The following is a 19022-nucleotide window of genomic DNA, read 5'->3' as shown; positions in this document are numbered from 1 at the left end:
AAGACTTCCACCGTTTGCCTTACCAAGGAGCAATGTCAAAATTGCAAGGAATTTGATGAAGCCTAGGGGAAGCGCCGCGAGGCACCTAGTGCTCTGATAATAAAAACTATTGGGGTGTTTTGGTTTGTCGTGTTTTTCTATATGTGTCACACTTTGAAGGGTGCAACCTGCTACGTCGAACTGCACATTCCCAAAACCTACACCGGACTACTGCTTACTACTGGTGCGGCAGGTTGCGGCTAGCCTGCATCTGCTGAACATCGTCGGGCCAAGTGGAACGTATGTAGGCCAGCACGTCCCATATGTCCTCGTCAGTCATGGTGCTTTCAAAGCCGGGCATGCCACTGTTGAAGTCTTTGATGCCGCGTGCTGCCAAGGCGTCTGCCCCACCCAGTTTGGTATATTCAAACAGTAGCTGGTTATCATGGTGCCATGTGTGTCCCGTCACGTCATGTGGTGGTGCAGGTAACACTCCGTCATCACCGGGTGTCTGCCAGTTGGGTTGGCCTTCCAGATTAACTCCATGGCATGAGGCACAGTGCTCTGCGTAGAGTTCCTGCCCATTCGTTAGGTCTCTGTCAATAAACTCATGATCCGCAGCGACGCTAGTACCGATACTGCATATGGCGAGTGCGCAAAGGTGTTTGTTCATCTCTGCCTACCTTAACTCGGAAGCGTTAGTACGCTCGTGAGTGTGGCTGTTGTCGCCAAAACCACCAATACGACTATTGCCTCAACCTCGATAGATCGGGCGAGGTGTCGCGCTGCTTTAGCCTCTCCATTTTGCATCGCCGGAACAAATCGGAGCTTGTTCGCTGCGCCGAGGGTCAACAACAACCCCACAAGGAACACTTTAAACAACAGTGCCTGCCCGTAGCCGGTGAACAAGAGCCCTTGGAGATTGCCGATAAGTAACCAAGCCATCCATAGGCCAGCACCGATCAAAGCCGGTACAACCAACGCGGCAGTTCGCCCAAACCTATGACCTAGTTCAGCAGCATCTGTCAGGTGTTCAGGCATGAGGGCCATACTCCGCAGCGGGTTAAAGATGCCCACCCAGAAGGCGACACATAGCAGGTGCAACAGGAGCAAGAGTTGGACACCAACACTCTCTAGTTCGGGCACGTGGCCGATCTGAGCAAAGGACCACAAAGCCACCGTGCCGCCCAACAATGCGATCCATAGACCAAAGTGAGGAAAAGAAAGCCCCACGAGGATCATCACCGCGCCTATAACGCGGTAAACAAGGACGTCACCTACGGATGTCTGCCAAAGTAGGCCAAGCATCTCTGGATCGACCATGCCGTCAACTCCGCCTGTCAAGGCGGCGCCGCGAAGCATGAAGCCAATTGCCGTTGCGGCGAGAGCAAGGCACGCTAAGGCCCTAGCTTGGCGCTGCATCACTCGGTGTACCGGTGCGACAATGCCGGAATAGAGGCAGCTAACAATCACAAGCCCGGTGGAGCCCGCAAAGCCGATGTAGAGCCCTAGCTTTGCAAAGACTGCGGCAATACCCCAAATGTCAGGCATGCTCACTCCACGGAAAAGGAAAACTCGCCCTGCATCGCATGGCCGTCTTCACCTAAGCCTCGCCATTCAATGACATAGGTGCCCGTTCCATTGCTCGGCAGTGGGATCGTGAACTCTTGACCAAAACTTGTCTGGTCCCCCAAGTCGAGGCTTACTGCCGAGTGCTCTTCATGAGCCATCTCTATCCGTGTCAGCCGGATGTCCTTAGAGAAGTTGAGGCCAATTTCAGCGGGTACAGTGGTTATTGTGGCGCCGTCGGCAGGGGTTGTTTCTTCGACCTTGGAATGCGCCAATGCGCCGCTGGGAAGAGCAGCCATGAGTGCGAGCGTTACGATCTTTTTCATGGTTCCGTCCTCAATTTATCCCGTTGGCGCGTTGAATTTCACGAATGTACGCGATCACCATAGCAACGTCACCTCGCGTCAGACCATCCACGGGCGGCATGTCGCCAAACTGCCAATGGTGGCTACTTACACCTTGCGAAACCGCCGTGCCAGAGCACCAGCCTCTTTTGGGCATCTCGTACGCAATGACACCCGAAGGGCCTTACGTGTAGTGCTTGGTCTAGTCCGGGGTTTTGAGGTTGTGTCGGGCAGAGGCCAACGGAAGTAGTAGATGCCGTGTCTGGACAGTGAAAGATACGCATGCAGCTTCATTTTGTGTCACACCTGTGTGTCACACCGCTCTAATGCTTGCTATCTAGTTGTATTGTTGGGTTTTGGTGGAGCCTAGGGGAGTCGAACCCCTGACCTCTTGCATGCCATGCAAGCGCTCTCCCAACTGAGCTAAGGCCCCTTCCGGGTACTGCCGAAGCAGTGGGCGGACGTTTATGAGACAGCGCGCACGAGTGCAAGAGCAAAATTTGAAATCTGCGAAAAACTATGCACCGCCCCGCACAATGAAAAAGGGCGACCACTGGCCGCCCCCGTATCGGATCAGTTTTCGTCTTCCGACGACATGTCCTTGATGTCGTCCAGCGAAACATCATCATTGCTGTCGTCGTCATCATCCAGCAGATCGTCATCCAGATCGACGTCGACATTGTCGTCATCATCCAGAACCAGATCATCCTCGGATGCGTTTTCGCGCGCTTTCTTGGTTGCCGCATCTTCGGCATCGGCGGCGATCATCCGGCTCTTGCCGGTTTCAAGTTCCACGATCTCGCCCGTGTAGGGGCTGACGATCGGGTCTTTGTTCAGGTCATAAAACCGCTTACCGGTGGTCGGACAAACGCGCTTTACGCCCCATTCTTCCTTGGGCATGTCAAATCCCCTTGATATCAGGTGAGTCGTCTAAAAGATTCAGTTCACCTGCCACAGGCGGCGGGTGCTGTCAAAGCCTTTGCGCGGAAGAGGACGGGATATGGGGGAACACGCTTTGCCGGGCAGGCCGCCAGTGCCGCTGACGCTGCGCAAATCCGCGCGGGCGCGGCGGATCAGTCTGCGGATTTCCCAATTGGACGGGCGGGTTACCCTGACTTATCCAAACGGCGTGCCCGAGATCGAGGCGTTGAACTTCGCGCGCAGCAAGGAGGACTGGATCCGCCAGCATCTGGCGGGTCAGCCCGAGAGGGAAGACGTTCGCGTCGGTGGTCTGATCCCGGTCGAAGGCGTTGAACGCCGAATCGTCCCGGCAACCGGTCGGCGCGTTCAGTTGGGCGCGGACACGGTGGCCGTCCCCGCAGGGGCTGAGGGGCGTCGATTGGCCCGTTTCCTCAAAGAACTTGCGCGGGATCGCCTGAGCGGGGCCTGTGATGACTACGCAGCAATTCTGGGCCGGTCCTACACGACCCTGTCGCTGCGGGACACGCGGTCGCGTTGGGGGTCGTGCAGTTCCCACGGCGGGCTGATGTTCTCATGGCGCTTGATTCTCGCCCCGCCAGAGGTTCTGCACTATGTCGCTGCCCATGAGGTGGCGCATCTGGCCGAGATGAACCACTCGCCGGCCTTCTGGGCGCAGGTGGAGCGTATATTCGGCCCCTACGATGCCCCGCGTCGCTGGCTGAGAGACAACGGAGCCGCGTTGCATCGTTTCCGATTTGAAGGGCCAGCGAGTTGACGTCACCGAATTTTGTGATCACATGAGGGCATGATAACCACACGGCCCACGGACTCGAGCATTGCAACGCATGATCGGGTCTATCGCACCCTGAGATCGCGCATTCTGCACGGAGAGATTGCGCCGGGCGAGGCTTTGACCCTCAGGGGAATCGGCAAGGAATTCGGTGTCTCGATGACGCCTGCGCGCGAAGCGGTGCGCCGGTTGGCGGCTGAGGGGGCTTTATTTTTGTCGTCATCGGGGCGCGTCTCGACGCCTGAGCTGACAAATGACCGGATAGAAGAGCTGGCGGCCCTGAGGGCGCTGTTGGAGGTTGAGCTGGCCAGCCGTGCTTTGCCCCGGGCGCACATCGCGCTGATCGACCGGTTGCAGAGCATAAATATGAATGTCGCCGAGATGGTGACCAAGCGTGACGCGGTGGGCTATATCCGGACGAACCTGGAATTTCACCGAACGCTCTACCTGCGTGCGCAAGCGCCTGCGATGCTGGCCATGGCGGAAACCGTTTGGCTACAACTTGGCCCGACCATGCGCGCGCTTTATGGCCGTTTGCGGCGAACAGAACCGCCGCATTACCACAAACTGATCATCGCTGCGCTGAAAGCGGGGGACGAGCCGGGCCTGCGCCTCGCGGTCCGGTCAGATGTGACGCAGGGCTTGCGGTTGCTGGTGAGCTGAGCAACCAACCGCCGAGCGTCTCGATCAAGTCCAATCGTGGCTTGTCGTTCTGGTTTGCGCGCACGGACTGCGCTACGCTAAGGCAAATCACAAACCAGAGCAGATTTCAGCCATGATCAATAGACGCAGTTTTTCACTCGGCCTCGGTGCGGCATTTTTGGCGGCGTGCAGTGATGCGACCACTCCGACGCGCGCGCCTGCATCCAGAATGCAGCCTGTTTCCAATGCGGGCTATGATGCCTGGGTGGCAGGTTTCAAATCCCGCGCTTCCTCGCAAGGTATCTCACAATCCACGTTGAACCGCGCCTTTCAGGGGGCAGGCTATCTGCCCGGCGTGATCGAACGGGACCGCAATCAGGTCGAGTTCAAACGCTCGCTTGAGGATTATCTGGCCATCGCCGCCTCGGATGAGCGGATCAGTACCGGCAAACAGATGCTGCAACGCCATAACGGTGTTCTGTCGCAGATTGAGGCGCAATATGGCGTCGACAAAGAGGTCGTCGTGGCCGTTTGGGGTCTGGAAAGCCGCTATGGCGCGCGTCGCGGTGATGTGCCGGTGATCTCGGCAACCTCGACCCTGGCCTATGACGGGCGGCGCGGTGCGTTTTTCGAAAAGCAACTGATCGCGGCCTTGCAGATCATTCAGGCGGGCGACACCTCGGCGGACAACATGACCGGCAGCTGGGCGGGCGCGATGGGGCATACGCAGTTCATTCCGACCTCGTATCTGGCCTATGCGGTCGATTTCACCGGTGATGGGCGACGCGATATCTGGTCCGAGGATCCGTCGGACTCGCTGGCCTCAACCGCTGCCTACCTGTCTCGGGCCGGTTGGGTGCGTGGTCAGCCCTGGGGCGGAGAGGTCGGCACCGTTTCCGGCACGCCCGTCGCGGTCTTGCAGCCGCAGGTTCCCGGCCCAAAGATCGCCGTGTTCCGCAATTTCAACGTTATCAAGCGCTATAACAACTCGGACAGCTACGCGATCGGCGTGGGCCATCTTTCCGACAGGATCGCCGGCGGCGCGCCGTTCAAGGCGTCGTTCGGACCGGATGAAACAGGGCTCACACTGGAAGATCGCAAAGAGTTGCAACGCCGCCTGACTTCGGCCGGGTTCGATACAGAAGGCGCGGACGGGGTGATTGGCAAGAAATCCGAAGCGGCTATCAGCGGTTACCAGCGCGCCAATGGTCTGCCGGTCACCGGCAAGCCTTCGGTTGAGCTGTTGCGCCAGTTGGGCAGCTGACGGTTTACGCCGCCAGCCCTTTTGAGCCGATGTCCAAGAACTTTTGACGGCGGTCCTTGATCAGGGCCGCAGCATCCTTACCGTCCAATTCTTTCAGCATGGCGGCGATGGCGGCACGGACCGACTCAATCGCGGCCGGACGATCCCGATGTGCCCCGCCTTTGGGCTCGGTGATGATGCGATCGCAGACGCCCAGCTTGTACAGGTCCTGCGCGGTCAGCCGCAGCGCCTCGGCGGCCTCGCGCATCTTCTCGGCGTCTTTCCACAGGATCGAGGCGCAGCCTTCGGGAGAAATCACCGAATAGACCGAATGCTCCAGCATCGCGACGCGGTTCGCGGTGGCAAAGGCCACAGCCCCGCCAGAGCCACCTTCGCCGATGATGACCGAAACCAGAGGCACTCCAATTTTAAGGCACATCTCGGTCGACCGGGCAATCGCTTCGGATTGACCGCGTTCTTCCGCGCCCTTGCCGGGATAGGCCCCGGCGGTGTCAATCAGGGTCACGACCGGCAGACCAAACCGCCCGGCCATCTCCATCAGGCGGACGGCTTTGCGGTATCCTTCGGGGCGGGCCATGCCGAAATTCCGCTCGATCCGCGACTTGGTATCTGAACCTTTCTCATGCCCGATCACCATCACCGGCTGATCGTTGAACCGGGCCAACCCGCCGATCACAGCCAGATCGTCGGCAAAGTTGCGATCTCCGGCCAGCGGCGTGAACTCGGTAAAAAGCTCTTTGACATAATCCTGACAATGGGGGCGCTCGGGGTGACGTGCGACCTGACATTTCCGCCAGGGGGTCAGATCGGCATAGAGCTCATCCAGCAGCTTGGCGGCCTTGGCATCCAGAGCTGAGGCTTCTTCGGCCACATCCATCTCTTCATTGGCGCGGGCTAGGGCGCGCAGCTCTTCTGCTTTGCCTTCGATCTCGGCCAGCGGTTTTTCGAAATCCAGATACTGGGTCATGACGCCTCTCAACGCGGAAGTTCCCTGCTATATGACGCGTGGTCGCTTGGGATGCAACTCAGCAAGATTTGTGAGAGGCGATTATGCGACCACGATTGGGCAGAGAGAAGGAAGGGATGCCAGATGGCAACCAGTTACGAGGACCGCATCCTGCGGGTGTTGACCTATATCCACGATCACCCCGATGGGGATCTGTCGCTGGATGCGCTGGCCGATGTCGCCGCGATGTCGCGGTTCCACTGGCACCGCGTGTTCCGCGCTTTGACAGGTGAGACCTGTGCCCAGGCAGTGCGTCGGATCAGGTTGCACCGTGCGGCGGTCCAACTGGTCAGGTCAGACAGCTCGGTTTCGCAGGTTGCGCATTCCGTTGGCTACCCCAACCCGAACTCTTTCATCCGGGCCTTTACCGAGGCCTATGGCAGCAGCCCCGCGGCCTTTCGCAAAGCCGGTCAGTTTCTGCCAGCACATCCAAACTTCAAAACCGGAGGATATCCGATGCATGCCGTGACCACCCGAACCGAACCCGCCCGCCGCGTGATCGCCTTGCCGCACAAAGGCGCATATTCCGAAATTGGCAAGAGCTTTGAAGCGTTCGGCGCACTGTGCGAATCCCGTCAGCTTTGGCCGCAAGTTGGCCCTGTAGTTGGTATCTACTTTGACAGCCCCGATGAGGTGCCAGAGGATCAGTTGCGCAGCTATGCCGGGGCCGAATTCCGTGGGGGCGGCACCCCCGATGGGATGGAAGACGTGCAGATCGCGGGGGGAAAGACGGCGGTGTTAACCTACAAAGGGCCCTATTCTGGCCTAGAGGCCGCCTACCACAGTCTTTTCGGAAATTGGCTGCCCGAGTCAGGGGAAGAGCCAGCAGATCAACCCTGCTATGAGATCTACCTCAACGACCCGCGCGACACTGCGCCCGAAGATCTGTTGACCGAGATCTGCCTGCCGCTGAAGTGATCAGCTCGGCCACAATACCGGATAGAGCGAGGCCACGAGCAGGGCTGCCATTGTCCAGTTGAACACCACCAACCGGCGCGGATTCGTAAGGACCCGCGCCATTTGTTGCCCCAGAACCGTCCAGGTACTGACTGAGGGCAAGTTGACTGCTCCGAACACAAGCGCAACGATGATGATGACATTGAGCGTTTGACCCGGCGCATAGGCCGTTGTCGCGGTCAGCGCCATCGCCCAGGCCTTTGGGTTGACCCATTGAAAGGCGGCGGCCTGTAGAAAGCTCATCGGCGTACCCACGTCAGCGCCTTTCTCGGCCGGTGCGGCATGCGCGATCTTCCATGCCAGATACAACAGATACCCGACCGAGGCCGCCTTCAGCACCGTGTAGCTGACCGGGTATTGGTTGAACACCTGCACCAGACCCGCGCCAACCAGCAGCACCATGAAGGTAAAACCAAGCCCGATTCCCAGCATATGCGGAATCGTGCGCCGAAAGCCGAAATTGGCGCCAGATGCCATCAGCATCAGGTTGTTCGGTCCCGGCGTAATGGACGAGACGAAGGCAAAGGCGATCAGGGCCAGAAGGATATCGTAGGTCATGCGAGGGATGTTTACCGCAAATGGCACAAATGAAATTGCGTTATTGTGCGCAAATGATCTAGTTTGACAACTAATGACTAAAATGGATCGAATAAACCGCGAAATATTGCGCGAACTCTCAACAGATGGGCGCATCAGCAACCTTGAGCTTGCGGATCGTGTCGGGCTGTCCCCCTCGGCCTGTTTGCGCCGCGTACAAGAGTTGGAGAAGGCCGGGGTCATCACCGGATACCGCGCCGTGCTGGACCCGAACGCGCTGGGCAAGGGGTTTGTCGCCTATATCGGCGTTGGTCTGGGAGAGCATACAAAAGCCGCTCAGGAAGGGTTTGAACGGGCCTTGCAGCGCGCGCCCGAGGTGGTTGAATGCCACAATATCACCGGTACGATCGAATATCTATTGCGCGTGGAATGCGCGGACCTTCCTTCGTACAAGATTTTTCACACCGATGTGCTGGGAACATTGCCTCATGTCACGTCGATCACGTCTTACGTGGTCATGGGGTCGCCCAAGGATTTGCGGGCCTAGCTTTCCTCTCGCGCTGGCATCACACCCTTGCGGGGTAAAAGCTCAGGTCTTAGGGTCGTCATCAAAGACGCCCAAAACAAAAAGGGCGCGTTTACTGGGAGACCAACATGAACCAACTTCAAATTGGGTTGATCGCGGCCGCGCTCACCATTCTTGCTGGGCACGTCGGAGCGGCCCCGCTCAAGCTGGAACCGGCTGACCCGCAACCTGGAAATGTGCAATCCGGCCTAAACGTAAAATACGCTTGGAACGGAAATAGCCGCAAAATTCGCGACTTGAGCCACGCCAAATCCTTGCTGCCTAAGGCCGAGGCCGGGACACCTCTGCTTGGATTGGACTACCGTGACACCAACAAGGGTGAACCTGTTCTGACCTTTGCGGAAGCCTTCAACGTCGCGGCCGACATAAACGGCTACATTCGCTTTGATTCCCCTGGCATTTATGAGCTTGAAACCTGGTCCAATGATGGGATTGAGGCATTTGTTGGGGGGCAACAAATCGGGTACGTAAGGGGCATTCAGGGTTGCGAGGCCAACCAAAGAACCGAAGTCGAGGTTCCAAAAGCCGGATGGTACCCACTTCACATCGTCTACTTTCAGAAGCTCGGCACCTCTTGTTTGATGATGAAATGGGGCAAGCAGGGCGAAGACTTTACTTGGACACCTGATAGCGCATTCGGCCGCTGAAAGCAGGAACCGCAGTAAAAAGAGCGCCTAATAGGCGCTCTTTCATTTTTTGGCTTTGCCGTTCGCTGCGATCAGTTCAGATTGCGCCACGATGACCTCGGCTTGTTTGATCGAAGCGATGTCGACCAGGCGGCCTTTATAAACAGTGGCTCCTTCACCATTGGCCTTGGCCTGTTCCATCGCGGCCAGGATTTCGCGGGCCTCAGAGACTGCCTCGTCCGACGGGGTGAAAACCTGATTGGCCAACGCGATCTGTTTAGGGTGGATCGCCCATTTGCCGACCATACCCAAAGTGGCCGAGCGTTTGGCCTGTGCGATATAGCCCTCATCGTCGCTAAAGTCCCCAAACGGCCCATCGACTGGCAGAACGCCATGGGTGCGGCACGCGGCGACGATGGCGGCTTGCGCCCAATGCCACGGGTCTGACCAATGCTTCTCGCCTTCGCGCAGCATGTAGTAATTCTCTTGCGTGCCGCCGATCCCGGTGGTTTGCATGCCCATGGAGGCCGCGAAGTCTGCAGCACCAAGGCTCATCGCTTGCATTCGGGGCGATGAGGCTGCAATTTCCTCGACATGGGCAATACCGGCCGCGGATTCGATGATCACCTCGAACGAGATCGGCTTGCTCCGGCCCTTGGCGCGCTCGATCGCGGTGACCAGAGCGTCGACGGCATAGACATCCGCCGCGCAGCCGACCTTGGGGATCATGATCTGGTCTAGGCGGCCTCCGGCCTGTTCCAGTAGGTCCACCACATCGCGGTACCAATAGGGCGTATCCAACCCGTTGATCCGCACGGACATGTATTTGTTGCCCCAATCGACAGTGTTCAGCGCCTCGATGACATTGGCGCGGGCGACGTCCTTGTCTGAGGGTGCAACCGAGTCCTCAAGGTCCAGATTGATCACATCCGCAGCAGAGGCCGCCATTTTCGGGAACAGCTTTGTGTTCGAGCCGGGGCCGAACAACTGGCAACGGTTTGGCCGCGCCGGAGCGGCGGGTTGGATGCGGAAACTCATCGGGACCTCGCAAGAGTAATGAAGTTACGTTTTGGTTCTCGTTCGGGATATTAAATTGCGCAATGCGGCGCAAGGGTCATTGTGCAGATGCGGCAATGCGTGCGCAGCATTTCTTGTGCAAGGTACAGTTTGCGAGTGCTTAAAGATTGTTCAGTTTAAAAACTTCGAAGAATTTTGCGATCACGCGTCAAAATGCGCGAAAAAATATCGGTGAGGGGATGTATGTAGTGAAAATTCGCGAAACGCTCGTTCACGTGGTTCTTTAGTTTGGCGCGGAATCAAAGGAGTGCGACGCAATGATCGAGACACCGTATCTGTTGTTTTTGGGCGATGCGCCTGACCAGTTGGCCGCCAAAGTTGCTATCGGCATCCGTGATTGGCGTCCGGAAAACGCTGTAGGCCAGTACCGTATGGAGGGCTGCAAGGCCGATCTGGGTATGACCGACATGACTTTGGCCGAGGCCAAAGAGGCCGGTGCAAAGACGCTGGTGATCGGTGTTGCCAACCGCGGCGGCGTGATCAGCGAGGCCTGGAAAACCGTTCTGATCGAGGCGCTCGAAATGGGCTATGACATCGCGTCGGGCCTGCACAACCTTTTGCGGGACGAAGGCGATCTGGTCGCGGCCGCCCAGACCCACGGCTGCACCCTCCACGATGTGCGCGTGCCGACCGTTGGATACCCCATCGCAAACGGCAAAAAACGCAGCGGCAAGCGTTGCCTGGCTGTTGGCACCGATTGCTCGGCGGGCAAGATGTATACGGCGATGTCGATGGATGCCGAGATGCGCAAGCGCGGCTTGAAGTCCACTTTCCGCGCCACCGGTCAGACCGGTATTCTGATCACCGGCCAAGGTGTTCCGCTCGACGCGGTTGTTGCGGATTTCATGGCGGGTGCGGTCGAGTACTTGACGCCTGACAATGACGATGATCACTGGGATCACATTGAGGGGCAGGGCTCTTTGTATCACGTGTCCTATTCGGGCGTCACCATGGCGCTGGTCCATGGCGGTCAGCCCGATGCGCTGATCCTGTGCCATGAGCCGACACGGACCCATATGCGCGGCCTGCCCGAGTATTCGCTGCCGACGCTGCAGCAGCTGCGCGACACGGCTCTGCCTCTGGCACGGGTTGGTAATCCGGCCTGTCAGGTTGCCGGCATCTCGGTCAACACTCAGCACCTGAGCGAGGACGAGGCCAAGGCCTATCTGGCCAAGGTCGAGGAAGAGATGGGCCTGCCCACTACCGACCCTTACCGCTTTGGTGCTGGAAAACTGGTGGATGCTCTGTCCGCTCTGTGATCAAAGAAACCCGCCGGAGGATCGCCTCCGGCGGGCGTATTTTTGAAAAGATGAAGGAGCAGGCGCGTGCAGGTTGAGGTCTCTCGTGATGTGTTTCGGCTGGCGCAGGTGTTTACCATCTCGCGCGGGTCGCGGACCGAAGCAAAGGTTCTGACGGTTCGACTCTCGGATGGAGCCCATCAGGGTTGGGGCGAATGCGTGCCTTATGCGCGTTATGATGAGACGCTTGAGTCGGTCGAGGCTGAAATCGCGGCGCTGCCTGCCGAGTTCACGCGGCAATCGCTGATGGAGTTGCTGCCCGCCGGGGCCGCGCGGAACGCTGTGGACTGCGCTCTTTGGGATTTGGAGTGCAAACGTGCGGGCAAGCGCGCTTGGGACGTGGCCGGTTTGCCGCTTCCGGAGCCTGAAATCACCGCCTATACCCTGTCTTTGGCGACGCCCGAGGCGATGCAAAAGCAAGCAGCAGAAAACGCGCATCGCCCGCTATTGAAGATCAAACTGGGCACCCCGGACGACATGCCCCGGTTGGAGGCCGTGCGCGCGGGCGCGCCGAAATCCAAGATCATTGTCGATGCCAACGAAGGTTGGTCGGCTGAGGTCTATGCGAATCTGGCACCTCATCTGGTGCGGCTGGGTGTAGAACTGGTCGAACAACCGCTGCCCGCAGGTGAGGATGACGCGCTGATTGGCATGGAACGTCCGGTGCCTGTCTGCGCGGACGAATCCTGCCATGACCGGACCAGCCTGCCCAAACTAAAGGGCAAGTATGATGTGGTGAACATCAAGCTCGACAAGACCGGCGGTCTGACTGAGGCTTTGCTGCTGCGTGAGGCGGCGTTGGCTGAGGGCTACAAAGTCATGGTCGGCTGTATGGTCGGCAGCTCTCTGGCCATGGCCCCTGCGACATTGCTGGCGCAGGGTGCGATGGTGACAGACCTTGACGGCCCGCTTCTGTTGGCCGAAGACCGCACCAACCCGCTGATTTTTGACGACGCCGGAGTGCATCCGCCTAGCGTGGACCTCTGGGGCTGAGGAGAGTGACATGACCCGCACCGTTTACGTGAATGGCGAATACCTGCCTGAGGCCGAGGCCAAGGTATCTATCTTTGACCGTGGTTTCCTGATGGCAGATGCCGTCTATGAGGTGACCAGCGTTCTGGATGGCAAGCTGATCGACTTTGAAGGCCACGCGGTGCGCCTGAAACGTTCATTGGACGAGCTGCAGATGGCCGAGCCCTGCACCAAGGATGAACTGCTGGAGATCCACCGCAAGCTGGTCGAGGTGAACGAGATTGACGAAGGTTTGGTCTATCTGCAGGTCTCGCGCGGCAGCGATGGGGACCGGGATTTTGTGTTCCCCTCTGCCGAAACCAAGCCGACGCTGGTTCTGTTCACGCAGAACAAGCCGGGTCTGGCGGATAGCCCTGCGGCGCAAAAGGGCGCCAAGATCATCTCGATCGAGGATATCCGCTGGGGGCGTCGCGACATCAAGACCACGCAATTGCTCTACCCGTCGATGGGCAAGATGATGGCCAAGGCGGCCGGGTGTGACGATGCGTGGATGATCGAAGACGGTCATGTCACCGAGGGCACCAGCAACAACGCCTATTTCGTGAAGAACGGCAAGATCGTCACCCGCCCGCTGTCGAATGAGATCCTGCACGGTATCACCCGCAAGGCAGTTCTGCGCATGGCTGCCGAGGCGCAGATGGAGGTCGAGGAACGTCTGTTCACCATCGACGAAGCGAAAGAGGCGGACGAGGCCTTTACCACCTCGGCCAGCGCCTTTGTTATGCCGGTGGTGGAGATTGATGGTGTAGCGCTGGGCGATGGCACCCCCGGCCCAATCGCCAAACGTCTGCGCGAGATCTATCTGGACGAAAGCCGCAAGGCAGCCATTTAAGCGCGCTGGATCAGGGCCTTTTGGGTAAGGCTCTGAATAATACACATTGGTTGGCCGTAGGTCGGGCCAACCAATCATTGCATGAGTTTTAATTGCTCTGAGCTCTGACCCGATCCGCGATTTTCCTCCATTCTGCAGCTATCCTGCGCGCATGAAGTGTCCAGCGGTCATGTAAGCCTGCGCAAATTGCATGGTCAGCAAGGTCAGCTGGTCAATGCAGGGGGTTTTCTCCGATCACCTTCAAATCAGTGTTGGATATGTCCGCCTTGCATAGCGGCTAGACCGTAACTGGCGTTGTCGGCCACGCGGCCCTTTCCTATCTGCTCGCTGTATCCAAAAGGAACACAAAATTTGCCGGGGAATACGCCTCGGTCTGAAAGGAAAGAAAATGGCACATACTGCAACACTCACCCCCTCGACCTTCAATTTCGGCGCACGCGTTTCCGCACTTATTGAACGCATCAAAGTTGCGCGGGCTCGGGCTGCCGAATACCAGCGGACCTACTCCGAACTGCAGCGGCTCAGCAATCGCGAGCTGGACGATATCGGAGTCCGTCGCTGCGATATCGCTGATATTGCGCACAAGCACGCGTACTGCGCCTGAACACCCCCACCACTCACACGCGAAGAGGCGTCCTTCTGGGCGTCTCTTTTGCGTTTGGCGGGCCACGCATCCACGCGCCACTTGCAACGCGGGCCACAAAGCTGTAGAGCGCCCCGGTGGCATTGCGTCCACGAGAATCAAAACCAAGAAACGCCGTGTTTGGCCCATCACGCTTCGGGGGTCACATCCGGCTTAGGAGAAGCGATATGAAACTGAACGAATTGCGCGATAACCCAGGCGCTGCACCGAAACGGACCCGCGTTGGCCGTGGTCCCGGCTCCGGCAAAGGTAAAATGGGTGGCCGTGGTATCAAAGGTCAGAAATCCCGTTCGGGTGTGGCCATCAATGGCTACGAAGGCGGCCAGATGCCGCTGTACCAGCGTCTTCCCAAGCGTGGCTTCAACAAGCCGAACCGCAAGGAATTCGCCGTTATCAATCTGGGTCTGATCCAGAAATTCGTTGACGCCGGCAAGCTGGACGCATCGGCTGCGATCACCGAGGATGCTCTGGTTGCCTCGGGTCTGGTTCGTCGCAAGCTGGACGGTATCCGCGTTCTGGCCAAAGGCGAGGTTAACGCCAAACTGAACCTGGAAGTGACAGGTGCTTCGAAAGCTGCCGTTGAGGCAGTTGAAAAAGCGGGCGGCTCACTGACGGTCACAAAAGCTGCTGCGGCAGAGTAAGCGCTTGTGAGCGGGCGAAGACCCGCTTACATAGAGCACTAAGTTTTCCCAGACGCCGCCCGAGCCGGAAAACGGTTCTGGGCGGTGTTTTCACAAGAGAGACCGATTTATGGTATCAGCAGCAGAACAAATGGCAGCCAACACAAGCTGGTCTGCCCTTGGCAAAGCCACCGATCTGCGCAACCGCATCCTGTTCACGCTGGGTTTGTTGATCGTTTATCGCCTTGGCACCTTCATTCCGGTGCCGGGAATCGACGGACAAGCGCTGCGTGAGTTCATGGAGCAAGCGGGGCAAGGCATCGGCGGCATGGTTTCGATGTTCACCGGCGGGGCGCTGGGTCGAATGGGTATCTTTGCCCTCGGCATCATGCCCTATATCTCGGCCTCGATCATCGTGCAGCTGCTGACATCCATGGTTCCCGCGCTCGAGCAACTCAAGAAGGAGGGCGAGCAGGGCCGCAAGAAGATCAACCAATATACCCGTTTCGGTACTGTGGCGCTGGCCACCGTGCAGGCTTATGGTCTGGCTGTTTCACTGGAATCGGGTGATCTGGCGACAGATCCGGGCTTGTTCTTCCGCATGTCGACCATGATCACTCTGGTCGGCGGTACCATGTTCCTGATGTGGCTGGGTGAGCAGATCACTGCGCGTGGTATCGGTAACGGGATCTCTCTGATCATCTTCGTCGGCATCATCGCCGAGGTTCCGGCCGCTCTGGCGCAGTTCTTTGCCTCGGGTCGTTCGGGTGCAATCAGCCCTGCTGTGATCGTTGGTGTAATCCTCATGGTCATTGTCGTGATCACCTTTGTGGTGTTTATGGAACGGGCCCTGCGCAAGATCCACATTCAATACCCGCGCCGTCAGGCCGGTATGAAGGTTTACGAAGGCGGCTCGAGCCACCTGCCGGTCAAGGTCAACCCGTCGGGCGTTATCCCTGCGATCTTTGCAAGCTCGCTGCTGTTGCTGCCGGTGACGATTTCGACCTTCTCGTCGGGTGCGGCCAACGGTCCGGTCATGTCGTGGCTGCTGGCGAACTTCGGCCCGGGACAGCCGCTCTATCTGCTGTTCTTCGCGTCGATGATCGTGTTCTTCGCGTATTTCTATACGTTCAACGTATCTTTCAAGCCGGATGACGTGGCCGACAACCTGAAAAAGCAGAACGGTTTTGTGCCCGGCATCCGCCCCGGCAAGAAAACCGCCGAGTATCTGGAATACGTGGTCAATCGCGTTCTGGTTCTGGGTTCGGCCTACCTTGCGCTGGTCTGTCTGCTGCCCGAAATCGTTCGGAACCAATTTGCCATCCCGTTCTACTTCGGCGGCACCTCGGTTCTGATTATCGTCTCTGTAACCATGGACACGATCCAACAGGTTCAGAGCCACCTGCTGGCGCACCAATATGAAGGGCTTATCGAAAAGTCCCAACTGCGCGGCAAAGGTAAGAAACGCGGCAGAAAGGGAGCTGCTCGTCGATGAATATCATTCTGCTTGGCCCCCCGGGTGCCGGTAAAGGTACCCAGGCGCGTCACCTGGTCGAAACACGCGGTATGGTGCAGCTCAGCACTGGTGACATGCTGCGTGAGGCCAAGGATAGCGGCACCGAGATGGGCAACCGTGTGGCCGAGGTTATGGCCAAAGGGCAGCTTGTAACCGATGAGATCGTGATCGGTCTGATCCGTGAAAAGCTGGACGCGGGCGCAGAGGGCGGTTTCATCTTTGACGGCTTCCCGCGCACATTGGCCCAAGCCGACGCGCTAGGTGAGTTGCTGGACAGCACCGGCAACAGCCTGGACGCCGTGATCGAGATGGAAGTCGACGACGCCGCTCTGGTCGAACGGATCACCGCGCGTTCGACATGTGGCGGCTGTGGCGAGGTCTACAACGACATCACCAAGCCAATTCCAGCGGACGGCAAATGCTCCAATTGCGGCAAAGAGAACGACTTCAAGCGCCGCGCGGATGACAATGAGGAAAGCCTCAAGACCCGCTTGATGGAGTACTACAAGAAAACCTCGCCGCTGATCGGCTACTATTATGCCAAGGGTCAACTGACCAAGATCAACGGACTGGGCGAAATCGAAGAGGTTCAGGGCGCAATCGAAGCTGCCCTAAGGTAACACATCTTGACAATTGAATGCGTTCGTTTGACGAGGTATCACTTCGGCCAACGCGCGCATTTTTTGTTGGGAGATAGCTATGAGCCTATCGCTTAAATCGCTCGCGATGACGTCCGCTCTGACTATGGCAGCAATCGGTGCTTGTGCAGAACCGACGCCGGTGACCATCGACAACTTTGTCCGTGCGGCGACAGATATCGAATTTCGGAAGTATCTGGCGCAGTCCGGCGGCGTCAACACGCTGTTTCATGTGCGAGAGCCGACACCGCTGGATGTGCAGCCAACGATCCGCATGAACCGGGATACTCTCTATAGCATGGCAGTCGTCGATATCTCGGACGGCGCTGTGCTGACCGTGCCGGAGACCTGGGATCGCTATGTCTCGGTGCAGGTGGTCAATCAGGATCACTACGTCAATGATGTGTTTCTGGGCGGTGGCACTTATGAGCTGACGGTCGACAAGTTCGATACGCCCTACGTGGCGCTGTTGTTTCGATACCTCGTCGACTCGGAGGACCCCGCAGATGTAGCCGAAGTGACCGCGTTGCAGGACGGGGTCACGCTGCAGGCCAATTCCGCGCGTCTTTTTGACGAACCGCATTACGACAAGGATGCGTTTGAAGAGGTGTTGAGCGCCGCGTTGGAGCTTGCCCGTTTCTCGCCAGACAGTACTGGCACATTCGGTTCGAAAGAGACGGTTGACCCTGTGCGCCACCTGCTGGGAACAGCGTTCGGCTGGGGTGGCTTGCCAGAGGCGCAGGCCTTTTATCTGAACGTCGAACCTGGGCTGGAGCTGGGAGCGTACAAGCTTGAAGTTCCCGCAAAGGTGCCGGTTGGCGCGTTCTGGTCGGTCAGCCTGTATAACGCGGCGGGGTTCTTTGAAGAGAACGATCTGGGTGTCTACGTGATCAACTCGGTGACGGGGGACAGCAACCCGGATGGGTCGATGACGGTGCATTTCGGTGGATGTGAAGACGGCCGTGTAAATTGCCTGCCGATCATGGAGGGCTGGAACTATACCGTGCGCCTGTATCAACCCGCGCTCGAAGTGATCGACGGGAGCTGGACCTTCCCCGAAATCGAGCCTGCGGAGTGAATTCGGGATCAATATGCGATCTGCGCTTGACGCGCGGGTCGCGCAACACTATTGGACGCTATCTCGGAAGAGAATCGAATTGTGCGCGGGCATTCCGTTCACATGATCATATCATAAAATGCTGAGCCCTCTGGCGACACTGCCACGGTTAGGCGTTGTGAAAAAAGGTTCTGGAGTTACGGAACCGCAACGAAAAGGAAAGTGACACGTGGCACGTATTGCCGGCGTAAACATCCCGACTGCAAAGCGGGTACCAATCGCCCTCACATATATCACCGGAATCGGCAACACCTCGGCCAAAGCGATCTGCGAAGCCGTGGGCATTGAAGCGACCCGTCGCGTCAACGAACTGTCCGACGCCGAAGTTCTGAAGATCCGTGAATTCATCGACGAAAACTTCACCGTCGAAGGTGACCTGCGTCGTGAAGTTCAGATGAACGTCAAGCGCCTGATGGACCTGGGCTGCTACCGCGGTCTGCGTCACCGCCGCAACCTGCCGGTTCGCGGTCAGCGCACCCACACCAACGCTCGTACCCGCAAAGGCCCCGCAAAGGCCATCGCTGGTAAGAAGAAATAAGGGAGGGTCTGACTGATGGCACGTGATAAGACTCGCGTTAAGCGCAAAGAGCGTAAGAACATCGCATCGGGCGTCGCCCATGTGAACTCGACCTTCAACAACACCAAGATCCTGATCTCGGACGTGCAGGGCAACGCCATCTCGTGGTCGTCTGCCGGTACCATGGGCTTTAAGGGATCGCGGAAATCGACACCCTACGCTGCTCAGATGGCTGCAGAGGATGCAGGCAAGAAGGCGCAGGAACATGGCGTCAAGACGCTGGAAGTCGAAGTTCAGGGCCCCGGTTCGGGTCGTGAATCGGCTCTGCGTGCACTGGCTGCCGTGGGCTTCAACATCACGTCGATCCGCGACGTGACTCCGATCGCTCACAACGGCTGCCGCCCGCCGAAGCGCCGCCGCGTCTAAGCGATTTTGAATTCAGCTGGGGCTGCGTTTTTTGCGCGGCCCCAGCATGTCATTTTGAACCTCGGGCGTCTGCACCTTGTTGGTC

23 protein-coding genes, 1 tRNA gene and 1 pseudogene are annotated in these 19022 nt (G+C 58.2%); 16 read left to right on the top strand and 9 right to left on the bottom strand.

Going from position 1 to position 19022, the window contains the following annotated elements:
* Positions 1–217 precede the first annotated feature (217 nt).
* From J7394_RS15970 to J7394_RS15950, 6 genes and pseudogenes are all read right to left on the bottom strand, one after another.
* Positions 218–652: a c-type cytochrome gene (locus tag J7394_RS15970; RefSeq protein ID WP_209254358.1), complete on the bottom strand. Its 435-nt coding sequence runs from the start codon at positions 650–652 to the stop codon at positions 218–220.
* A gap of 11 nt (positions 653–663) precedes the next feature.
* Positions 664–1530: a copper resistance D family protein gene (locus tag J7394_RS15965; protein ID WP_209254356.1), complete on the bottom strand. Its 867-nt coding sequence runs from the start codon at positions 1528–1530 to the stop codon at positions 664–666.
* A gap of 2 nt (positions 1531–1532) precedes the next feature.
* Positions 1533–1874, bottom strand: coding sequence for a copper resistance CopC family protein (locus tag J7394_RS15960; protein ID WP_209254354.1), 342 nt, complete (start codon positions 1872–1874; stop codon positions 1533–1535).
* A 10-nt stretch (positions 1875–1884) separates the two neighbouring features.
* Positions 1885–2019, bottom strand: a pseudogene (locus J7394_RS22900) (cytochrome c); the annotation flags it as partial.
* Positions 2020–2249: 230 nt separating this feature from the next.
* Positions 2250–2325, bottom strand: a tRNA-Ala gene (locus tag J7394_RS15955).
* 140 nt (positions 2326–2465) lie between these two features.
* Entirely contained in the window at positions 2466–2792 is a 327-nt protein-coding gene (locus J7394_RS15950) for a TIGR02300 family protein (RefSeq protein WP_170640531.1), read from the bottom strand.
* A 100-nt stretch (positions 2793–2892) separates the two neighbouring features.
* Between J7394_RS15950 and J7394_RS15945 the strand changes: the two genes are divergently transcribed.
* The 3 genes from J7394_RS15945 to J7394_RS15935 all read left to right on the top strand — a co-directional run bounded on the left by J7394_RS15945 (position 2893) and on the right by J7394_RS15935 (position 5509).
* Complete coding sequence (locus tag J7394_RS15945; RefSeq protein WP_209254351.1) at positions 2893–3588, top strand: M48 family metallopeptidase; 696 nt, start codon at positions 2893–2895, stop codon at positions 3586–3588.
* Positions 3589–3618: 30 nt separating this feature from the next.
* Positions 3619–4266 carry a GntR family transcriptional regulator gene (locus tag J7394_RS15940; protein WP_170766395.1) on the top strand — a complete coding sequence of 216 codons (648 nt, stop codon included), beginning with the start codon at positions 3619–3621 and terminating at the stop codon, positions 4264–4266.
* A 112-nt stretch (positions 4267–4378) separates the two neighbouring features.
* A complete protein-coding gene (locus tag J7394_RS15935; RefSeq protein ID WP_209254349.1) occupies positions 4379–5509 on the top strand; it encodes a lytic murein transglycosylase in 1131 nt (376 codons plus the stop codon).
* Between the two features lie 4 nt (positions 5510–5513).
* On the opposite strand, the gene J7394_RS15930 is transcribed toward J7394_RS15935, so the two are convergent.
* Positions 5514–6476 carry an acetyl-CoA carboxylase carboxyltransferase subunit alpha gene (locus J7394_RS15930; protein ID WP_170639227.1) on the bottom strand — a complete coding sequence of 321 codons (963 nt, stop codon included), beginning with the start codon at positions 6474–6476 and terminating at the stop codon, positions 5514–5516.
* A 123-nt stretch (positions 6477–6599) separates the two neighbouring features.
* Between J7394_RS15930 and J7394_RS15925 the strand changes: the two genes are divergently transcribed.
* Complete coding sequence (locus tag J7394_RS15925; RefSeq protein ID WP_209254347.1) at positions 6600–7433, top strand: GyrI-like domain-containing protein; 834 nt, start codon at positions 6600–6602, stop codon at positions 7431–7433.
* Here the strand turns inward: J7394_RS15925 and J7394_RS15920 are convergent, their stop codons facing one another.
* A complete protein-coding gene (locus tag J7394_RS15920) occupies positions 7434–8030 on the bottom strand; it encodes a LysE family translocator (protein WP_209254345.1) in 597 nt (198 codons plus the stop codon). It abuts the gene before it with no gap.
* Positions 8031–8103: 73 nt separating this feature from the next.
* Here J7394_RS15920 and J7394_RS15915 point away from each other — a divergent pair, with 73 nt between their 5' ends.
* Both J7394_RS15915 and J7394_RS15910 read left to right on the top strand, forming a co-directional pair.
* Entirely contained in the window at positions 8104–8556 is a 453-nt protein-coding gene (locus J7394_RS15915; protein WP_209254343.1) for an Lrp/AsnC family transcriptional regulator, read from the top strand.
* Positions 8557–8663: 107 nt separating this feature from the next.
* Complete coding sequence (locus tag J7394_RS15910; protein ID WP_209254341.1) at positions 8664–9242, top strand: PA14 domain-containing protein; 579 nt, start codon at positions 8664–8666, stop codon at positions 9240–9242.
* A 42-nt stretch (positions 9243–9284) separates the two neighbouring features.
* Here the strand turns inward: J7394_RS15910 and J7394_RS15905 are convergent, their stop codons facing one another.
* Positions 9285–10259, bottom strand: a complete 975-nt coding sequence (locus J7394_RS15905) for an L-malyl-CoA/beta-methylmalyl-CoA lyase (protein WP_209254339.1) — start codon at positions 10257–10259, stop codon at positions 9285–9287.
* Between the two features lie 296 nt (positions 10260–10555).
* Here J7394_RS15905 and dgcN point away from each other — a divergent pair, with 296 nt between their 5' ends.
* From dgcN to rpsK, 10 genes are all read left to right on the top strand, one after another.
* Positions 10556–11557 (top strand): N-acetyltransferase DgcN, encoded by a 1002-nt coding sequence (dgcN, locus tag J7394_RS15900; protein ID WP_209254338.1) that lies wholly within the window; start codon positions 10556–10558, stop codon positions 11555–11557.
* Positions 11558–11623: 66 nt separating this feature from the next.
* On the top strand, positions 11624–12589 hold the full coding sequence (gene dgcA, locus J7394_RS15895; RefSeq protein WP_209254337.1) for an N-acetyl-D-Glu racemase DgcA: 966 nt from the start codon (positions 11624–11626) through the stop codon (positions 12587–12589).
* A gap of 10 nt (positions 12590–12599) precedes the next feature.
* Positions 12600–13460 carry a D-amino-acid transaminase gene (locus J7394_RS15890; RefSeq protein ID WP_209254336.1) on the top strand — a complete coding sequence of 287 codons (861 nt, stop codon included), beginning with the start codon at positions 12600–12602 and terminating at the stop codon, positions 13458–13460.
* Positions 13461–13848: 388 nt separating this feature from the next.
* Positions 13849–14064, top strand: coding sequence for a DUF1127 domain-containing protein (locus J7394_RS15885; protein WP_170472137.1), 216 nt, complete (start codon positions 13849–13851; stop codon positions 14062–14064).
* Positions 14065–14270: 206 nt separating this feature from the next.
* Complete coding sequence (gene rplO, locus J7394_RS15880; protein WP_209254335.1) at positions 14271–14744, top strand: 50S ribosomal protein L15; 474 nt, start codon at positions 14271–14273, stop codon at positions 14742–14744.
* Between the two features lie 109 nt (positions 14745–14853).
* On the top strand, positions 14854–16218 hold the full coding sequence (secY, locus tag J7394_RS15875) for a preprotein translocase subunit SecY (RefSeq protein ID WP_170555668.1): 1365 nt from the start codon (positions 14854–14856) through the stop codon (positions 16216–16218).
* The gene (locus J7394_RS15870; protein ID WP_170377639.1) at positions 16215–16859 is read left to right on the top strand and encodes an adenylate kinase; all 645 of its coding nucleotides are present in this window, start codon (positions 16215–16217) and stop codon (positions 16857–16859) included. The genes secY and J7394_RS15870 overlap by 4 nt, the downstream gene beginning before the upstream one ends.
* Before the next feature lie 79 nt (positions 16860–16938).
* Positions 16939–17955 (top strand): DUF1214 domain-containing protein, encoded by a 1017-nt coding sequence (locus tag J7394_RS15865; RefSeq protein ID WP_247748253.1) that lies wholly within the window; start codon positions 16939–16941, stop codon positions 17953–17955.
* 208 nt (positions 17956–18163) lie between these two features.
* The gene (gene rpsM / locus J7394_RS15860; protein WP_170377641.1) at positions 18164–18532 is read left to right on the top strand and encodes a 30S ribosomal protein S13; all 369 of its coding nucleotides are present in this window, start codon (positions 18164–18166) and stop codon (positions 18530–18532) included.
* 15 nt (positions 18533–18547) lie between these two features.
* The gene (rpsK, locus tag J7394_RS15855) at positions 18548–18937 is read left to right on the top strand and encodes a 30S ribosomal protein S11 (protein WP_008757289.1); all 390 of its coding nucleotides are present in this window, start codon (positions 18548–18550) and stop codon (positions 18935–18937) included.
* Positions 18938–19022 lie beyond the last annotated feature (85 nt).

It is taken from the genome of Ruegeria sp. R13_0 (genome assembly GCF_017743995.1).
Classification (GTDB): domain Bacteria; phylum Pseudomonadota; class Alphaproteobacteria; order Rhodobacterales; family Rhodobacteraceae; genus Ruegeria.
Note: the sequence above shows the minus strand (reverse complement) of the source record. Positions and strands in the feature narration are given on the sequence as shown.